This window comes from Lachnoclostridium phocaeense (assembly GCF_959599685.1).
Classification (GTDB): Bacteria; Bacillota; Clostridia; order Lachnospirales; family Lachnospiraceae; genus Claveliimonas; species Claveliimonas monacensis.
This window is the reverse complement of sequence record NZ_CAUGIN010000006.1, coordinates 1-18,737: the sequence shown is the minus strand read 5'-3', so window position 1 is coordinate 18,737 and position 18,737 is coordinate 1. Positions and strand designations below refer to the sequence as shown.

Here is an 18,737-nt window from a genome sequence, read left to right as displayed (position 1 = left end):
GCTATGTTAAAACTGGAAAATGTAAGGAAAAATTATGACCGGTTCACCCTGGACTGTTCCCTGGAGGTGCAGCCTGGATGTATCACCGGGCTTGTGGGACAGAACGGAGCCGGCAAAAGCACCACCTTCAAGGCAGTGCTGGGGCTGATCCGCGCTGACGGCGGGCGGATCACACTGATGGGAAAAGACGCTTCCGCCCTGTCACCTGCGGACAGGGAGAAGATCGGCGTAGTGCTCTCTGACTCCGGTGTCAGCGAATACTTAAGCATCAAGGACGTGTCCGCCATGCTGCAGGGGTTCTATCACTCTTTTGACAGAAGATATTTTCTGGATCAGTGCAGGAAGTACCAGCTCCCTGTCGACAAAAGGATCAAGGAGTTCTCCACCGGCATGAAGGACAGGTTAAAGCTGCTCATTGCCATCAGCCACGGGGCGGATTTCCTGCTCCTTGATGAGCCTACGGCAGGGCTGGATGTGCTGGCGCGTGACAGTCTCCTGGATATCCTGCGGGAATATATGGAGCAGGACGAGAGCCGGGCTATTCTGATCAGCTCTCACATCTCCACGGACCTGGAGGGGATCTGTGACGATCTCTACATGATCCACCAGGGGCGTATCATTCTCCACGAGGAGACAGATGTGCTGCTTGGAAGCTACGGTCTTCTGAAGCTGGATGCACAGGAGTACGAATCCATAGACAAACAGTATTTCCTAAGGGTGAAAAAGGAACCTTACGGCTACAGCGCCCTGACAGACCAGAAACAGTTCTATATGGAAAATTACCCGAAGGCTGTCATAGAAAACAGCGGTATCGATGAAATGATGACAATGATGATAAGAGGTGAGAGAGTATGAAAGGGTTGTTGATCAAGGATTTCAGTCTGCTTAAAAATCAGAAGAATTTTTTCATATTAGTTTTTGTCATGGCAGGGTTTCTTACGATAGCCAACGGGGCGGAATCCTCCCCCGCCACCTTTGTGCTCCCCTATGTGGGATTTGTCAGCTCCTTTTTTGTCCTGAGTACCATCAGCTATGACGAGTACGACAACGGAAACGCGTTTCTCTTTACTCTTCCATTTGAGCGGAAAGTCTATGTGGTAGAAAAATATGTGTTCGGGATTCTTACCGGTGTGTCGGGAATGCTGATCATCCTGGCCTTTGTCCTTGTATATATGAACATGAATGCCAGGTATGCTGAGGCGGAGGAGACCCTGCTGGTGGCCGGGGTAAGTGCAGGGCTTCTGTTTTTCTTCCTGTCCGTCATGATCCCCTTCCAGCTTAAGTTTGGGCCGGAGAAAGGCAGGATTGCCATGATCATTGTCTTCCTTGGTATCTTCGCGGCGGTCTATGGGCTGGCAAAAGTGGTGAATGTCGGAAACATGGATCTGAGCGGACTTATACAGACAGCGGACGCTATGGGTCCGGCCGGGGTGGCCCTGGTCTTTCTGGCTGTATCCCTGCTTGTACTTGCCGCATCCATGACTATCAGCATACGGATCATGGAGAAGAAAGAATTCTAGAGGGGGAAGAGTGATGGAAGGCTTTGCTGTGGTGGCAGGAATTGTCATTGTCACAGTCCTGGTCTCGTCTTACAATCACCGGGCCAGAAGAAAATGGCGGCAGGAGAAAATGCTGGCCTCCTTTGGGAAGAAGCCGGAGGAGGCAGACATATCATTTGAACAGATCCGGATCCTGTGGGAGAAGACAAAAGAGGAGAACGGGCTGGATGATATTACGTGGAATGATCTGGATATGGACACTGTCTTCGGGCGGATCAATACCTGTGTTTCCTGGGCCGGGGAGCAGTATCTCTACAAAAGTATGAGGGATATGGATGCAGACCCCGAGAGACTGGCATCGCTGGAGGAGAAGATCACCTGGTTCGGGCATCACGAAAAAGAGCGGCAGGAGATGCAGCTTTGTCTGTCTGAACTGGGAAAAAGAGAGGACAGCTACTATGTCCCGGATTTTGTCACGGAGCCGGAAGCGTTTGAGCTGGAACATGCCTGGCTCTACCGTGGACTGCAGGTACTACTTCTTGCCAGTCTTCTGTGGGGCATTGCAGGCGGTCTTCTCTTTATGGATGCACGGATGTTTTCTCCCTTTATTATCCTGTTTCTGGTCAACATGTGCGTGTATGCCTTGAAGAGAAGCCGGTATGAGATCAATCTGGCCATCATAGCCGCAGTGCAGAGTCTTGTATCGCTTGCAGGAAAATTTGCAGAAAATGAAAAGATCTGCCAGGGAAAGTCCCGGGAATCCTTCAAGGAGACGGAGAAGACAGCCGCAAAGCTGAACAGGGCGCTCAAGGTTCTCAGGAAAAGGCAGCAGAGCCAGTACAGCACAGACGTGACAGAGCTTATCAGTGTGTATGTAAAAGGTGCTTTTCTCGTAGATTTTGTTCATTATAACAGGGCGCTGAAAGAGATAAAGAGCCACAGGAAGGAGGTTCTTCAGATCCTGTTTCTCGTGGGGGAGCTGGATATGGCTGTGTGTGCGGCCTCCTTCCGACAGAGCCTGCCCCTTTGGTGTATACCTGAGTTTACGGAAGAAAAGGAGATTGTGCTGAAGGCTCTGTACAACCCGCTGATTGACGAGCCGGTGTACAACGATCTGGAGCTTCGGAAAGGATGCATCATTACCGGATCCAATGCTTCCGGAAAGTCTACTTTTATAAAGGCAGCCGCCATCAGCGCGGTGTTGGCGGTCTCTATTCACACCTGTGCCGCCGCGTCAGCCAGGCTCTGTCCGGTGGATGTGTACACGTCCATTGCCATACGGGACGATCTTTTGGCAGGAGAAAGCTATTTTATCAAAGAAATCCGCTCCATGGAAAGAATCATCCGGCAGGTGGACACAGGCCGTCCGGTGCTTGCTGTCATAGACGAAATTCTGCGAGGCACCAATACCAGAGAGCGGATCGCGGCATCCACCGCTGTCCTCAGATATCTAAGAGAAAAGGGCTGCCTGGTGATTGCCGCAACCCACGACCTGGAGATTGCGGAAAATCTGGTCAGCCAGACGGAGGACTATGAAGGCTTTTATTTCTGTGAGGAGACCTACGAGAAGGGGCTGACCTTTGACTATAAGATCCACCCGGGGATCTGCCGCCAGACCAATGCGGTCCGGCTGCTGGAGGTCTTTGGATTTCCAGAGCAGATCATCCGGGATGCAAGGGAGAGCCTGGGCACAGAGCGCGAGTAGCAAAAGTGTGGAAGACTCTGCATGACAGGAGGTGTGCAGTATGGATTTTACGATTTTAGTAGTGGTAGGGCTTGTGATCTGCGTCAGGGAGAGGAGACTTAGAAAGCGCAGATAAAACTTGATGAAAGCAGCTATACTGGCGGTCGGTCTGGGAGATTGACCGCCTTTTGTATATCCGGAAGTCGGTGATGTGCTGGGGAAAGAGGGGAGTTTGAAGCGGAATGGGTTGTTATAATTTCTTCTTGTGTGAAGAAAATAGCACTTACCTCTTGGCTCGTTTGGGGTGGTTTTGTCCTGTGGTGTCAGAGCCCGTAAAGCCTTATTTTACAAGGTTTTTGCGGGTTCTTACTTTTTGTCTGGGAGCGTCAAAAATCGTCATTTTGAAAGAAAATGGTGTAGTAAATGGTGTAGTAAAAGGGGGAAAATAGACCGTTGTTTTTTGAATGTCGAATTGTGGGATAAAGTAGTAAATGGTATAATAATTTAGGAAATAATACAAATTTGATTAATCGGAAAGGGATAAAATTATATTCTTATAATAACAGGTATCTGTGTAGTTGTGTGGTAGGGGGGAAGAAATGAGTAGTTCTAGTTTTACAAAATCAGATATTGGTGCTCAAGCTGCGTGGAAAGGCTTTTCGTCTCAAACTTTATATATTGCTTATAAATTGCTTACGGATGAAGACGGTTACGAATATTACCCTGAAGATATCGAAGATCTGGTTATAAAAAAAGACGGATCTGTTGTTGAGGCCATTCAAGTTAAAAATATATCTTCCGATCTAACACTTTCAAGTCTTGCTTCAGCTAAAACATCTAAGGGTGGAGAGGGCTTTTTTAATCGGATGTGTAGTTTACACGCCGTAGATAAATCCTTTTCCGGTATAAAGATTGTTTATTTCGGGAGTTTGGGTGCAGAGTTTCAAGAAGTCGCCAACGATAACAAAGAAATGAAAAAGATATTGACTAATCGGTTGAAAGAAAAGCATAAACTGTCAGCCGAAGACGCCACTTGGTTAATCGATTCCTTGAAATTTGAAAAAGTTGGCCTTAAGGAACTCAAACAGAACCTAAGAGAACACATCCGAAGTTATGTATCTGTAATGCCGGCACCTGAACTGGCTCAAGAATTGTTAGTGCAATACATTTCTAGGTTATCCAACAGTAAAGGCTATACAACTTTAGCAATGTGGAAAGACAAAATCCATGAAATTGGAGTAAGTATTTCTGCCATTGATGGTTTTTACAAAGAATATAATAAGTCTCTCGTATGCTTGAGTGAACTGAAACTTAATACCAGTCAAGAGCAGCTTCAGAAAGAGTTTTCACAAGGAGTTTCTGTCCATCCATCACATATTCGAAACGGTGTGGATGTCAAACGAGACTATTGGCTAAAAAAGATTCAATTTGCCATTGAGAAAAACGGCGTAGCAGTAATTAAAGGAGTTTCAGGTCAAGGAAAATCCGCTTTATGCTACCGTTATTTGCTTGATACATATCCGGAAGGATGCGTGTTTTGCGTCCGCACAATCGCTACGGAAACGCAAGCCCAAAACCTTGTGGCTTCACTAGATGGACTTGGAAAGCATAATGAAAATCTTATTATTTATATTGATGTGCAACCGGGAGAAATGCTATGGGCATTTCTAATTCAAGAATTACAGACTCGTGGATTAGAGATACCTGTTTTGGTCTCAATTCGTGATGAAGACTATAATGCCACGCCATTGAATGGAAAAGCTATTAAATACGATGTGGTTGAACTAGCGCTTTCAAAGGAGGAAGCAGAGGATATTTATAATATTTTTACAAGTGAGAGACCACACCCAATTTATAGAACATTTGAAGAAGCATGGATTGCCTTCGGAAGTGGCGGACCTTTAATTGAATTTGTATACTTGCTTTCAAACAATCAAACTTTGACGGCTCGCCTACACTACCAAATTGATGCACTCATTAAAGAGAAAGTATCCGATGATTGGTTGGAATTGTTACAGTTGGTATGTTATGCTGGCCGTTTAGGTGCCAATGTAGATTTTCTGTCGGCAAAAAAAGAGGTTCATTGCTCGACCATGCAGTCAGCCATACAACGATTAAAAGATGAGTATCTTATTAGAATTATTGATGAGAACAAGATTGAAGCTCTTCATCCGGTTCGTGCGCAAATTGTATTTGATACTATCTGTTTACAAACTGGTACGACCGAGAAAGATATTGTTTTCAAGACGGTACCTTGTGTGGAGTCTAAGAATATACGAATTATTTTGCTGGATTACTTTTCTCAGCAACCATGCAATTTAGATGATTTGCATCAACTTTCTCAATGTGAATTTACCGATTGGATTGGATATGCGAGTGCAATAAAAACTATGCTTTGGTTGGATGCAAAACGCTATGTTGATTGTAATATGGCGGTTATCCAGAATTTAATTAAGAAACGCGGTAAGGGATGGCTTTGCTTTTTACCACTTGACCTTTCTGGGGTCTATCATTCTAATGAAATCATTGCGAGCACTATGAAAGAGCTTTCGATATTCAAAGACAAGGAAGCGCTACAAAGTGCTATTGATGAAATAAAGAATTCACTTACATCACTAACCATAGATTATCAAGCAACAGACTATTTCGTTAAAAACTGTCGTCATCCGAATCTGCTGCCACAAACAGATGAGGATAAATCATCATTTGGATATGCGCTATTTTGGATGGCAAAACGCGATTGTGAAGTTCGTATGCTCATAGCACCAGACGAGATAGCACAATGTATATGTTCCGGCGACCTCCAAGCGGCTGCAGATGTTGTAAGAGGTCTTTCTGAACACACAGCATTTTCAGCAGCTTATCAAACAGCGGTAAACAGATTGAATAATAAATTGATTTCAGAAATGAATGTAATATTTTTTACTGAGGATGAGAATGAGATCATATGTAAATTCATTCCGCCCCTTGAAAATGAAGTGACGATTTCAGAAAAAACCAAGAATCTAAACCAATACTGGCGAATTAAAATGCTAGATATTCTTGAACAGATGTATCCACAAAAAGAATACATTGATATTGAATTACTTGGTGTTGATCTTCTAGATGATTTGGCAATAGAGCCGTTAGATTACAAGCTTCGTATGCATAAAGATAGGAGATACAACACTTGGGTTTCAGAAGTCAATGGATGGGTTAAGATTAGAATTGATTATACCCAACGTCCGGAATCTTGGGGGCAGTATGTGGCAGAAGTCGATGAAATCCGAACAGATGTTAACGAATTGATTGAGCAAACGATAAGATTAATAGATGATATTTATAAAAAAGGAAGATTTACCAAAGAAAGATGGAAGCGAATCGAAAGCCGTGTCGGTGTATTTAGAATGCACACATTCGCTGAAAATCATCTTCCGGTTTCTGCAGTAGATCCATATTGCATTTATTCAGAAGGAAAAAATAATTTACCTGCATCTGAATATTTTCCGATGCGACAGTTGCTCTCCGTTGAAAAATACAAGCGTTTTAGGAAATGTTTCAATGAAGTATATTCTTCTTTGGATAACTTCTATAATCAATTTGCTGAAGTACTTCTGGTTCGAATTAAGAAGCAGGATATATCTTTGATTAAGAATCCAAGGCTAGCCATGTTTAATCTCTATTCTGCCGCCAAAGCTTTTAGTAGTTTTTGCTATGAATATGATTCCCTGTTTTCAGAGTATAGTGCTCTGAGTACTTCTTTTAAGCAGGAAGAATTAGAAAATCTTCTCACATTATTAAATGTTTGGCGTCAGGTTCTTGACACTTCGCCTAAAGGAGAAGCAATAGCTTATAAAGCCAAATTACGGTATCGTAAAGGCAAAACATTTTTTCAAGATATTCTTGCTAGAATACCCGATGAAGTTGGGGGAGAGCTTTTCGTAACTAATCATCATGCATATATTGTAAAAGAATATAGTCTGGATGAGGATAATACGATCGAGCAAGAGTATGCAAGTCTGGTTCAAAAATTAAGAGGCATTTTCAAAAATGCTGTGTTACCATCTAGCGATAGGTGGTATTGCGAAACACAAACTATAGAACTGGCGTACATCCCAGTAATTTCTGGGGGATATTCACCTACGGCATTTTCTATTCCGTTTTATAAACTTTTTGATTCTGATATTTCAACTTTTGGAAAGACAATGCTACCATGCGAAATGGAATCCGAGGTACAAAAAAAATTATTCAACAAAACAGATGTACTTACATGGATTTCTGCAATACAAAAAGTTCAAATGATTAAAGTATATCTTAAGCGATTGCATCAGATTGTTCAAGTTGAGCCAAGCGAGAATTGCATTCGTATATTCGAATTGTTTTGTAAAAAAACAGAAGAGGAAATTCAAAATTTATGGATCGAATTCACTCAGTGTGCGAGGATTGTAGATGAGCTTATTACAGATGATGATGAAATTCTTAAAATGATAGAGGCAGTTAAAACATTTTTGAATTGTTACGAAGATATAATTGATTGCATTAGGAACAAGACTAATATAGAAGAGATTATTCATATAATCGATGTCCTTACCTCTGTTATGTTGTTATTGCAATCATTGATATCAATAGGGGAGAGCACTAGTAAGTGAATCAATCAATGTATTTAACTGATATTGGTATAGGAGTACAGAAATGCTGATTTATGAAGGAACAAAAGACAATTTTTTGTCAAGCGTAGAGCAGGATACAATCGCTGTGGAAATCGAAAACAATATTTATGAAAGAATGCATCGACATACAGCGAAGAATGAATTCCGTGCATGGGAAAATTCTATGGAATATATGTATAAGGTATTGAATGATCAGGATATTCCATCTGATGCGGGAATTGCTATAGAGTACAATATTCCACAGACGTCCAAACGAGTGGATTTTCTGATATCCGGTTATGGGAATAAGGAAGATGCAAATGTCGTTTTGATTGAACTGAAGCAATGGGACGAGCTGGAGGCAATTCCGGGGCGGGACGGGCTGGTACAGACATATACCGGAAATGCTGTGAGGCAAGTGGTTCATCCTTCCTATCAGGCTTGGTCATATGCCATGTTGATTAGTGATTACAATGCTTCTGTACAGGAAGGAATGGTTTCCATATTTCCGTGCGCTTATCTGCACAATTACAGACGACATGATCAGGATCCGCTTGATGCTGAACAGTATGAAACTTATCTGGAAGATGCACCGGCATTTACACGCGGGGAAGTCGCAAAGCTGAGAGATTTCATTAAGAAGAGTATTCGAACTGGTGATAATAAAGAATTAATTTATAAGATTGATTCGGGACGCATTAAACCATCGAAAAGTCTCCAGGATTCTATTGCAAAAATGCTGAAGGGTAACCGTGAATTCATTATGCTGGATGAACAGAAGGTTGTTTACGAAGAAATCCTGAATGAATCCAGACAGTCTGTCAAAGATGATAAAAAACGGGTTGTGATTGTAAAGAGTGGTCCAGGAACAGGTAAAAGTGTGGTGGCTGTAAATCTCCTTGCAGAATTAACAAAAGAGGATCAGTTTTGCCAGTATGTATCCAAAAATTCAGCACCAAGAAATGTATATCGGAAAAAGTTAAAAGGAAGTATCAGGAAAAGCAGTGTCGATAATATGTTCAAAGGTTCAGGTATTTACACAGAAACCGATAATAATATGATTGATACGATCCTGGTGGACGAAGCACATCGCCTTAATGAGAAATCAGGAATGTTCCATAATATGGGAGAAAACCAGATTAAAGAAATTATTCATGCGGCGAAATGCAGCGTGTTTTTTATTGATGAAAGCCAAAGAGTTACACTTCAGGACATAGGACGGGTAAATGAAATCAGAAAATGGGCGGAGAAGGAAAAAGCTCAGGTTACAGAGATGGAACTGGTGTCTCAGTTTAGATGCAACGGTTCTGATGGATACCTTGCCTGGCTGGATCATACGCTGGAAATTCGGGATACAGCAAATTTTGATATGGAGGATATCGATTATGATATCCGAATTCTTGATTCTCCGGCAAAAATGCAGGAGCTAATTATCGAAAGAAATCGTACCTCGCATAACAGAGCGAGGATTCTGGCTGGTTATTGTTGGAACTGGAAAAAAGAAGGAGTTAATGATCCATCTGTACATGATATAATAATCGGAGATTTTGAAATCAGCTGGAATCTGAAAAATACGACTACGTTTGCCATTGACGAAGATTCCATTCATGAAGCGGGATGTATTCATACCTCTCAGGGATTGGAATTCGATTATGTAGGAGTCATCATTGGGGATGATATGCGTTATGAAAACGGAATGGTCGTTACAGATTTTACAAAAAGAGCCAGAACAGACCAGTCTTTGAAGGGAATTAAAAAACTGTATAAAGAGAATCCGGAGCTGGCGAAAAAAGAAGCGGACGAAATTATAAAAAATACATATCGGACATTAATGACACGCGGTATGAAAGGCTGCTATGTATATTGTACAGATCAAAGGCTGGCAGCTTATCTTAAGAAATGTCTGGAGACACGGAAAAGTGAGGACAAAAAATGACAAAAGAAACGATAGAACAGGTATTAAAATTCAGAGATGACCGAAACTGGAAACAGTTTCATAACCCGAAAGATCTGGCCATTTCCATCAGCCTGGAGGCAGCGGAACTGCTGGAAGTATTTCAATGGAGTGCAGACGATGTCTGGTGTGAGGAGAAAAAAGACAAGGTCAGGGAAGAACTGGCGGACGTACTGAATTACTGTATTTTAATGGCAGATACCTGTGGATTGGATCTGGATGAGATCATTCAGGAAAAGGTGAAGAAGAACGCTGAAAAGTATCCAGTAGAAAAGGCATATGGACATAAAGAAAAATATACGGAGCTGGGAGAATGACATGCAGTTACCACATTCTGATATATTGGATATAGCCCATTTTTCCAGATTGTTTGATAACAAAAGCGAGTGTTACAAGTTATTCTGGTTTCAGGCGATCGCGCGGAAAATAAAAGAAGGACAGACAACAATTACATTTGAAACATTGATTGATGAAATGATTGCAGATGCCTGGTATATGGTTTTGGAGTACCGGTTGAATCTTGGGCCTAATGATGCACTGGAACGGATGGTTCACCGGCTGCGTGAGATCAGTAATATGAAATCCTGTGAGAAGAAAGATGTTGTTCTGGAGTATGTGAAGACATGTAAAGATAAAGAAGTTTTAGCCATGAAACGGACGTTATCTTACAATGTTCCCTATCGTTTACAGGCGCCTTTTATGGAATCCATGAAAGGAAAAGAATGGAACAGATCCGGGGAAAATCTTGCGAAAAGAATCAACCAGGAACAAAGACTGATGTATTATTTCCTGCAATTCAGTGGCCTGAATACCCAAATCCGGATACAGGAAGAATGGGCGGATTATATTGACCTTAATTATAAAATCATACAGGGATGGGTGGAATTGAATCTGATCCAGTATCTTCAGAAAAGGAACCCCAGTGTTCCGGGAATCGTGGACAAGCTTTATCCGCCGAAAGAGCGGAACCTCGAAAAGGTGAAAAAGTATTGGAAAATGCTTGTTTCCATAAAACCTGTCTGCGAAATCTATGGGGAAAATCCACTCAATGAAAAGAATATTTCCATTGATCATTTTGTACCATGGTCCTACGTGGCACATGATGAATTGTGGAATCTGACGCCCACAACCCGGAGTATCAACAGCAGTAAAAGCAACAGCCTTCCGGACTGGAATATGTATTTCCCATTATTATGCAAAATGGAATATCTGTCTTATGAATTGATGTGGGAATATCCGGAAGTACATAAAGCCTTTGACAAATGTGCGAAGGAGCATCTGAACAATCAGGAGATCAGGCATAAACTTTATCAGAGTGGTCTGTCGGAAAGGGAGTTTTCCGGGCGTTTGGAAGAGGTTATGTTTCCGGTCTATCAATCGGCAAAAAGTATGGGATTTTCCAGTTGGAGCTTGAGGACATAAGATGATGAGTAACTATTACGAAAGTAATGCAGAACGCTATGCGGCAGAAACAATTTCCGCCGATATGTCGGAACAGTATCAAAGATTCCTGCCACTGTTAAAAAAAGGAGCAAAGATTCTGGATGTGGGAAGCGGCAGCGGACGTGATGCATGTTATTTCCAGAAACAGGGATATCAGGTGACCGCATTGGAACCATCTAAGAATCTCTGCAGAGAAATCCGGAAAGTGTTTTTTGGAGAAATTGTATGTTCAGATATCCAGAGCTATCAGCCGACGGAACGGTACGATGGGATATGGGCGTGTGCGTCATTGATTCATCTGAAGGAAGAAGAAGTGCTACATTTTTTTGAAAAGATTGATTTGTATCTAGAGGACAGTGGGATTATATATGTTTCTGGGAAAAGTGGAATTTCCACAGGAGAAGTGGAGGACGGACGTTTTTTTCTTGAGTTTACTGAACAGCTGGTAGAGAAAATCCTGACGGTAAATAAACAATTACAGCTGGAGCAGCTGTGGTATACCGAAGATGTAAGCGGAAGACGGGGATTTCGGTGGCTGAATGTGGTTTTAAGATTGAGAAGAAATAACTCTTAATGATAAGCGGTAAGAGCAATGAAAGTGTGACGTATAATAAATTTCGCAAAAATAAAATTTTATAATAATGAAGACATGGCCTATAGCCGTTTGGAAGAATATACCGCCTCCAACGAACTAAGATATGATACAAGGCGTGTAACCTCAAAGAACAGATTGCAGGTTATACGCTCTTTTTATAAGAGAGTTCTCTGTGTTGCAAGTTGGAAAAATTGTGATGAGATTTTATTTTACTTTTTTAACGCATTATGAGACAAGGAAGATGTGACATCGGATGAATATGTAATTTTTTGTAAGTGGCTTTGTTGTGAAAAGTTTATTCTGATATGAAGTAGAAACCGCCCTCTTAGATCAGTTTCTAAGGCGGCGGTTTTATTTATTATATTTGTCAACGGTAATTATATTCTTGGTTTATTATGACTTCTAATTACAATCAAATGCAAATTTATAGATGTTAGGAAATACATGGGGATTAACCTGCCTTGCTGCAATTAATAATCCTCGCAGACGTTGCTTGCCCTTATAATCCTCTGGATGGGACTGTAGATTTTTATATTCTTTAATTATTCTAAGGCGCATAGAATTTTTAAGTGTTGGTTGCCCTGAAGAATCAATTACAACGCCTGTTACTAATTTAGGATATAGTTTTGTATATTTTTTTACCTTAGTTTTGGAAATCTGATATCCATATTTTCGCACTATGGAAATAACTTTCTCAGTAAAGCGATGAGAAATCCTATATTCGCTTGAAAAAGTAACATCATCTACATATACGGTCATCATTACATTATTTTTGCTGGCTATCGTCTGCATCTCATCAAACATGGAGTGGTTGACCAAATAAGATAATATTTGACTAGTCGGAGCTCCTGAAATTAAATGATTTTTGCAGGAAACGCCTTTGCTATTTAAAAAAACATATATATCCTCAAGATTACTTACCTTGGCTTTTTCGATATTAATAGTAGTAAAATTGGTTAATATTTCTGCTACATCGGGTGAACAGCATAAATCGTAATAAAAAAAACGATAAACTACTTCTCGGCTTATGGTGGGAAAAAATGCAGTTAAGTCTATTTTGAACAGCATCTTCCGATTATTACTACTAGTATGAAGAAATGCATTGTCTGCATATGAACGCCCTTTTATTCCCGAAAAAATATTATCTGGAACAATAATTTTTCCCAACATTACTTTCATTCTCTTTTGAATTGCCTTTAATTTATCACTAGGGGGTTCAATCAAACGTGGTTTACCATTTTTATCGATATATGGAGATATTAACGATGCGACATAGTCTTGTTTGAAAAGTCTGCTGTCCTCTATATGCAATAGGCGCTTAAGCATTTTTTTAGATTGTAGTCCATAAAGTGGACATTCAGTGCAATATATCAAAATGTTACACCTCATTTCATAAAAAAGTGCTGGTGTTAGCCACCTATTGCTATGCTGACGATCCAACGGACAAAATCAGCAAGCAATTCAGGACAGCATAGTGATATAGCCAGTATGGCTGCTGCAACAATCAGCGCAATAGCAATTGTAACAGCAACAGGCATTTTTGAGGAAGTTTCAGTAACGTTGACTTTCACTTCTACATTATTGTTGTTGCCATAAATATGGACAACAGGATTGTCCGTCTTTTTCACGAACTCACCTCCTTCGTTATTATTGGCCCTCAATAATTGAGGGGACTTCCCATTCCGCCAATAACAAAGGAACTTTGCAGCCGTATATCACATTTTACACCAGCACAAATCCGACTTCCCAAACTATTTGTTATAGTCTGTTCTGTCTTACATGTTTCTGTACTATTACCGTTCATACATGTACATGGCCACACACATTCACGCCTTAGTACGGTGCGACTGTGGGGGCGGTATATGAAGAGTGTACGGGAACATATGCCGTAAACAAATGCATCTATACCAGGAGGTACGATGCCGCCCGTGTTGCCACGAACCAAACGAAGTCTAATCTGACTGCACATACTGACAATAGAAGTATATCATGAAACTGTCTTTTTTTCAAAGTATATCAAATAACTTGTAAATGGCGATAGTTTTTATAATTATTCATTATATTAAAATTAGGTGAGTACATTGGATTTGAAAATGGCATCAAGAATAATGAATCAATATTAGGCATTTTAAAGACGATTTTGATAAGCGCGTATTATTTGATCAAAGAGATCTACAGGGTCTTCTTCAAGTGCTATTGATAGTGATATTAGTTTTTCTATGCTAATCCAGTTTTTCCCCAATTCAACATTAGCAAGATGGCGTGGAGAGATCCATTGCTCACCAGCGAATAGTTCATCACTTCGTAGATCAATGAATGCCTCTCTTGTTTTGTACATATTTCCTAAAGCTTTCCTTTTTGCAGCAAGTAGTTGCCCAACTCGTACTAATCCAGGATTATAATTTTTTCGTTCAGCCATATTAATCGAACCTCATGTATGCACCATGGTGCATTGCTTATATTAATAATATAAAGTATAGTGAAGTTAAGATCAAGATCTAGTTAATAGACAGGGTATAATATTTAGGAGGTATTTATGGTTAAACAGATAAAATTTAAAGTAGATTCATTGAGAACATTGACATCTCCATATAAGCGTACTGATAAAGATGAATCATCTTTGGAAACTATTTATTATTTGTTGATAAACATGAAAGATCTTCCAGATGATATTCCAATGGATGTAAATCCTAGAGTTCCGAAGATGGGTACTAATGTTGCAAAAAGACTTATAAAAGCAGTTGTTGAACCTGAAACTGATTTTTACATTAATAATCGAGGAATTATTATTGCAGCAAAGTCCTTAAGTTTTAATAGTGCAGAATCAGAAGTTACTATTGATATTGGAAATCAAGATGATGAGAATGACAAATTTAATTATGGAATTCTTGATGGGGGTCATACCTATACAGCAATTATTCAAAATAGAGATAAAATTCCAAAGGATATTGAAAAGTTTGTTCGAATGGAAGTAATTACAAATGTTGTGAATATCACTAGACTTTCCGATGCAAGAAATACTTCAGTTCAGGTATCAGATATTGCATTGTTTAACTTAGAGGACAGCTTTGAAGATGTTAGAAGGGCCATTCAGGAACAACCCTACGCAGATAAAATAGCATATAAAGATAATGAAAATAAACCGATCAGTATCTCAGAGTTACTCAGATTGATGTATGCATTTGATGTTGAAAAATATCCTGATGATAATATTGCTCCAATTCAAAGCTATTCAGGAAAAGCACAAGTTTTTAAGCGATATAGGGATGCTTTTAAAAGTGTGTTCTACAAATCTTTGACAAAACAGTTGCCTAAATTAGTTGATTTGTATGATTTGATTGAGAGAGAGGTTGGAGATAAGTATGTAGAATATAAAAAGAATTTAGGTGTTTCAATTCCTAGATTTGGAGCTGTAAAGGGAGTGGAATCTGTTGAAAAGGGAACAAAAACGGAGTTTTTAGAAAATAAAACTTATTATTCTGTGTCAAGTGGGTATATTTACCCCATTTTTGGAGCCTTTCGCTCATTGCTAAAAATTGATGAAGAAACCGGAAAGGTATATTGGCTATACGATCCAATTGAAATTTGGGGAGAAGTGGGAACGAGTATTGTTCAAAATACATTTGAAACTAGTTCGAATCCTCAATTAGCAGGAAAGGATAAGCAATTATGGTTATCTAACTATAGAATTGTAGAAACGCAGAGTTTGCGAAAGCTTTTGAAGGCACGAAGATAGTTTTTGGAGGTGTGATTTATGAATAGGATGAAAGCGACTATGCCGCAGAATTTTAAGAAGGATATTGATTGGATTATAGATGCTTATGAACTTGCAAAAGTGTCTTTGCCTGATGGTTTTCAGAAGGATGCTATTCAAAATGCTGTTGGTGCCAGAAGTAAAAATACTTGGGTAGAATGGAAATGCAAAATTGATTTGATTAATAATGATAAGGGATCCTTTTTGGTAATTGAAGATGAAGGAACGGAAGGATTAACAGGACCCAATATTTCTGCCACAGAGATTTCGAGGAAAATTGACAATGAAGAAATGATTGATCCAACGTGGCGACTAGCTAGATTTTCATCAAGAAATGTATCTGGAGGAAATCAAACGGGTGCAGGAAAATATGGTGTAGGAAAATCTGTCTATTTTGCGGCATCGAATGATTATGATTATTGTTTTGACTCACTTCGTGCTGACGGAATCTATCTGGCAAATAGAATGAAGTGTGGGGAGATGTATGAGATTGCTTTTGAAGGGGAAGAAGCTATCAGATATATCGCGGATGCAACTGGACTTTCTGCAAAAAAATCTGTCGGTACAAGAGTTATAATTTTTAATCCTAAGGAAGAAATAATTAAAAGTATAAAAGATGGAAGTATAGTTTCTTTTATCCAGGAAAGCTGGTGGAGATGCATTGAAAAAATGCCAGATAATTCGGGCATCTATATTAATGGAAAGAGAGTAGAGGTGCCCAAATTCAAACCATTTGAAAGAGAGTATGAAATATTAAAACCTGAAAAATATGCAGAAGGATATAGGGTGAAAAAGTTTGGCTTTTTTATCAATAAAAAGGGTGAAAACCTTTGGCATGGAGTATCATATTACAGAAGAGGGATGAAAATTGGTACAGTTGATGTTTCTGATATTCCGTCAGCTATTAAAGACAGATTTTGGGGTTATATTGAAGTAGATAAAGAATGGGAAGAAGGACTTGCAGATATTGAGGATGCAGTACATTATGGCGTAAAATCTGGAAAAAAGCACACTACCATATATCAAAATATGAGATTATATGTATCGAATAAAATCAATCAGTTGCTAGTGGATTGGGGCTACATAAAGAATAAAGAGTATGAAGATAAAAAACTTCAAGAAGCATTGAAAGATATTACTGCTGAACTTCAAGATCTTTTTGAGGATATTGGGTTTGAGGATCTTGGTAGAGGTTCGAAAAAACCAGATTTTAGTGTGCGGTGGAAAGGGATAGAATACCCGATGTCTGGATCAAAGAAAGTGACGACAGGTGATGTTATTAAATTGGGGTTTAGAATAGCTAATGAATATTTAACGGATAGAAAATTCGACTATTCTATAAGTATAGTATCTAAAGATGATAACCGTATCGTTTCAGAGTTAAAAAAAGATTCAGTTAAGATTACATCTGGTTCATATTACGACGAACAATGCATTCTTACTGTAACACCAAATAATGCGGTAAGATATGAAGAAAATAATATAGTTCTTAAGGTAAAAGTAGTTGGAAGTACAAAAGAAAAACATAAAGAGTTGACATTCTTCTATGATATTGATAAAGAAGATAATGTTAGGAAAGAAGTTGTTTTGTCGTTACATACTATGGATTTTCCAAGGGAAAATAGTCGAAGAGTTGATTTTGGAGAAAAATTGAGTAATATTTCTTATCTGATTGATAATAAAAGAAATTTTCCTTTGGACTTTAGTGTTAATATGAGCATTCATAATTGCGAGGATAAAAGTAATCCCAAAATATTGGATATAGGTCAGTTTAGAGGACATGTTGAGCCATATGAAGAAGTAGTAATAAATGAGATTCCTGATATTGTTATGGAGAAAGAGAATCTAAGTAAATATCTTCTTTCTGGAGTAATAGAAATTAGAGCAAGATTAATTGCAATGTCAGATAGTGATGAATATGAGAAAGGGGATAGAATTACTCATTATTATCAAAAGATATATCTTAATAAAGATGATAAAAGTGGAAAAGAAGGTGCATTTGAACCGAGAACAGCAGATGATCCAAATGATTATCGAAGGTCATGGTGTAAAGGTGGAAGTCGATTGATTTTCCTTAATTGTGGACATCCTGCATATAAGGCTGCTCAAATAACGGATGAAGAGTGGAGAAGTTACATGAAACAGGAGATGCTCAAGCAATATGTGATGCTCTATCTTGAAGAAGGAAAATATTCGATGTTTGGGAATGGAGAAGATATAACTAAGATGGATCCTATTGAGGCTGGAAAGTGTATAATGGATAAAGTTGAAGAGGTTTATCAAAAAAGTTTCTAGAGGGGGTGAGAAATATGGCGGTTTTAGTCGAATTAGATGAAGAAGGAAGAAAAATATATCGCGGATTTTTGTCATCAGAAGAGACAAAAAAGGCAGATTTATTATTAGGATATTTGAAGGATGAAATACCTAAAATTGGGAAACAGCTTTCCGAACAATATGGAGATGGTGTTCTTTATAAGTACTTTATGGGAAAAAGGTTATCTTTACTTTTAGATGAGTATGAAATTGAAGATAGAGAGCGTGTATATTTTTGGAATGAAATAAAGAATTTCGCTGCTGATAAAGTAAGAAAAAGAGATGATGGAGAAAATTCAAAAACTAGAAAATTTTATGAACAGTGTTATCAACTCTCAAGGTTGGATCAATCTATCGTTGAGAAACTTAGCTGGAGACAGTGGCAGGATCTATTGGATAGAAAATCTAATAGGGAAGATGATCGTATTTTTCTTTGGATCGGAATCCATGAACCTAAAATAAAAGAAAAGGAATGGAGACCGTTTGAGAAAGCACTTCATGCGTTTTTGAAGAACAAAGATACTTCAGTGTTTGACGATGAAGAGCTTTTTGAAATATACGAGATGATTCTTTTAATGGCACAGCAATGGATTAATGAGTTTGAAAAGTTTCGAAAAGATTTTCCCCATAGTGCTAAAATAAAAACTAAAGCAAAATGGGAATCAAAATATTATGATACATGCTTAAAATGTCGCAAGGCAAATAGAAAAAATTTAACCAAAGAAGAATGTATTATTGTATTTGAAACATTGATGAAAGCGGGGATGAAATAGAAATGATGGGATAAAGATAAACGGAAAATATCTGAAGAATGTGTTTGGAGAATTTTCTGTAAATTTGTGCAGTGAGATTATAAATTGCAACAAT

Annotated in this window: 14 protein-coding genes; 11 read left to right on the top strand and 3 right to left on the bottom strand. The window is 39.0% G+C overall.

Annotation, left to right across the window (positions count from 1 at the left end; translation table 11 throughout):
• Positions 1–3: 3 nt before the first annotated feature.
• From Q5911_RS03990 to Q5911_RS03955, 8 genes are all read left to right on the top strand, one after another.
• Positions 4–855, top strand: a complete 852-nt coding sequence (locus Q5911_RS03990; protein ID WP_281725097.1) for an ABC transporter ATP-binding protein — start codon at positions 4–6, stop codon at positions 853–855.
• Positions 852–1,520: an ABC-2 transporter permease gene (locus Q5911_RS03985; protein ID WP_303181173.1), complete on the top strand. Its 669-nt coding sequence runs from the start codon at positions 852–854 to the stop codon at positions 1,518–1,520. The genes Q5911_RS03990 and Q5911_RS03985 overlap by 4 nt, the downstream gene beginning before the upstream one ends.
• 13 nt (positions 1,521–1,533) lie before the next feature.
• On the top strand, positions 1,534–3,204 hold the full coding sequence (locus Q5911_RS03980; protein WP_303181170.1) for a MutS-related protein: 1,671 nt from the start codon (positions 1,534–1,536) through the stop codon (positions 3,202–3,204).
• Positions 3,205–3,782: 578 nt separating this feature from the next.
• Entirely contained in the window at positions 3,783–7,811 is a 4,029-nt protein-coding gene (locus Q5911_RS03975) for a hypothetical protein (RefSeq protein WP_303181168.1), read from the top strand.
• A gap of 43 nt (positions 7,812–7,854) precedes the next feature.
• Positions 7,855–9,747 (top strand): DUF2075 domain-containing protein, encoded by a 1,893-nt coding sequence (locus Q5911_RS03970; RefSeq protein ID WP_303181167.1) that lies wholly within the window; start codon positions 7,855–7,857, stop codon positions 9,745–9,747.
• Complete coding sequence (locus tag Q5911_RS03965; RefSeq protein WP_303181165.1) at positions 9,744–10,082, top strand: nucleotide pyrophosphohydrolase; 339 nt, start codon at positions 9,744–9,746, stop codon at positions 10,080–10,082. The genes Q5911_RS03970 and Q5911_RS03965 overlap by 4 nt, the downstream gene beginning before the upstream one ends.
• 1 nt (position 10,083) lies before the next feature.
• Positions 10,084–11,187 carry an HNH endonuclease domain-containing protein gene (locus Q5911_RS03960; RefSeq protein ID WP_303181163.1) on the top strand — a complete coding sequence of 368 codons (1,104 nt, stop codon included), beginning with the start codon at positions 10,084–10,086 and terminating at the stop codon, positions 11,185–11,187.
• A gap of 1 nt (position 11,188) precedes the next feature.
• Entirely contained in the window at positions 11,189–11,782 is a 594-nt protein-coding gene (locus tag Q5911_RS03955; protein ID WP_303181161.1) for a class I SAM-dependent methyltransferase, read from the top strand.
• 423 nt (positions 11,783–12,205) lie between these two features.
• On the opposite strand, the gene Q5911_RS03950 is transcribed toward Q5911_RS03955, so the two are convergent.
• From Q5911_RS03950 to Q5911_RS03940, 3 genes are all read right to left on the bottom strand, one after another.
• On the bottom strand, positions 12,206–13,177 hold the full coding sequence (locus tag Q5911_RS03950; RefSeq protein WP_303181159.1) for a reverse transcriptase family protein: 972 nt from the start codon (positions 13,175–13,177) through the stop codon (positions 12,206–12,208).
• 35 nt (positions 13,178–13,212) lie between these two features.
• Entirely contained in the window at positions 13,213–13,431 is a 219-nt protein-coding gene (locus Q5911_RS03945; RefSeq protein ID WP_289588592.1) for a hypothetical protein, read from the bottom strand.
• A gap of 500 nt (positions 13,432–13,931) precedes the next feature.
• Positions 13,932–14,222, bottom strand: a complete 291-nt coding sequence (locus Q5911_RS03940; protein ID WP_289588593.1) for an XRE family transcriptional regulator — start codon at positions 14,220–14,222, stop codon at positions 13,932–13,934.
• Between the two features lie 117 nt (positions 14,223–14,339).
• Here Q5911_RS03940 and Q5911_RS03935 point away from each other — a divergent pair, with 117 nt between their 5' ends.
• From Q5911_RS03935 to Q5911_RS03925, 3 genes are read left to right on the top strand one after another with little or no spacing between them, the layout of a single operon-like run.
• On the top strand, positions 14,340–15,539 hold the full coding sequence (locus Q5911_RS03935) for an AIPR family protein (protein WP_303181157.1): 1,200 nt from the start codon (positions 14,340–14,342) through the stop codon (positions 15,537–15,539).
• Between the two features lie 18 nt (positions 15,540–15,557).
• Positions 15,558–17,852, top strand: coding sequence for a hypothetical protein (locus Q5911_RS03930; RefSeq protein WP_289588595.1), 2,295 nt, complete (start codon positions 15,558–15,560; stop codon positions 17,850–17,852).
• A 14-nt stretch (positions 17,853–17,866) separates the two neighbouring features.
• Complete coding sequence (locus Q5911_RS03925; RefSeq protein WP_303181155.1) at positions 17,867–18,643, top strand: hypothetical protein; 777 nt, start codon at positions 17,867–17,869, stop codon at positions 18,641–18,643.
• Positions 18,644–18,737: the final 94 nt, after the last annotated feature.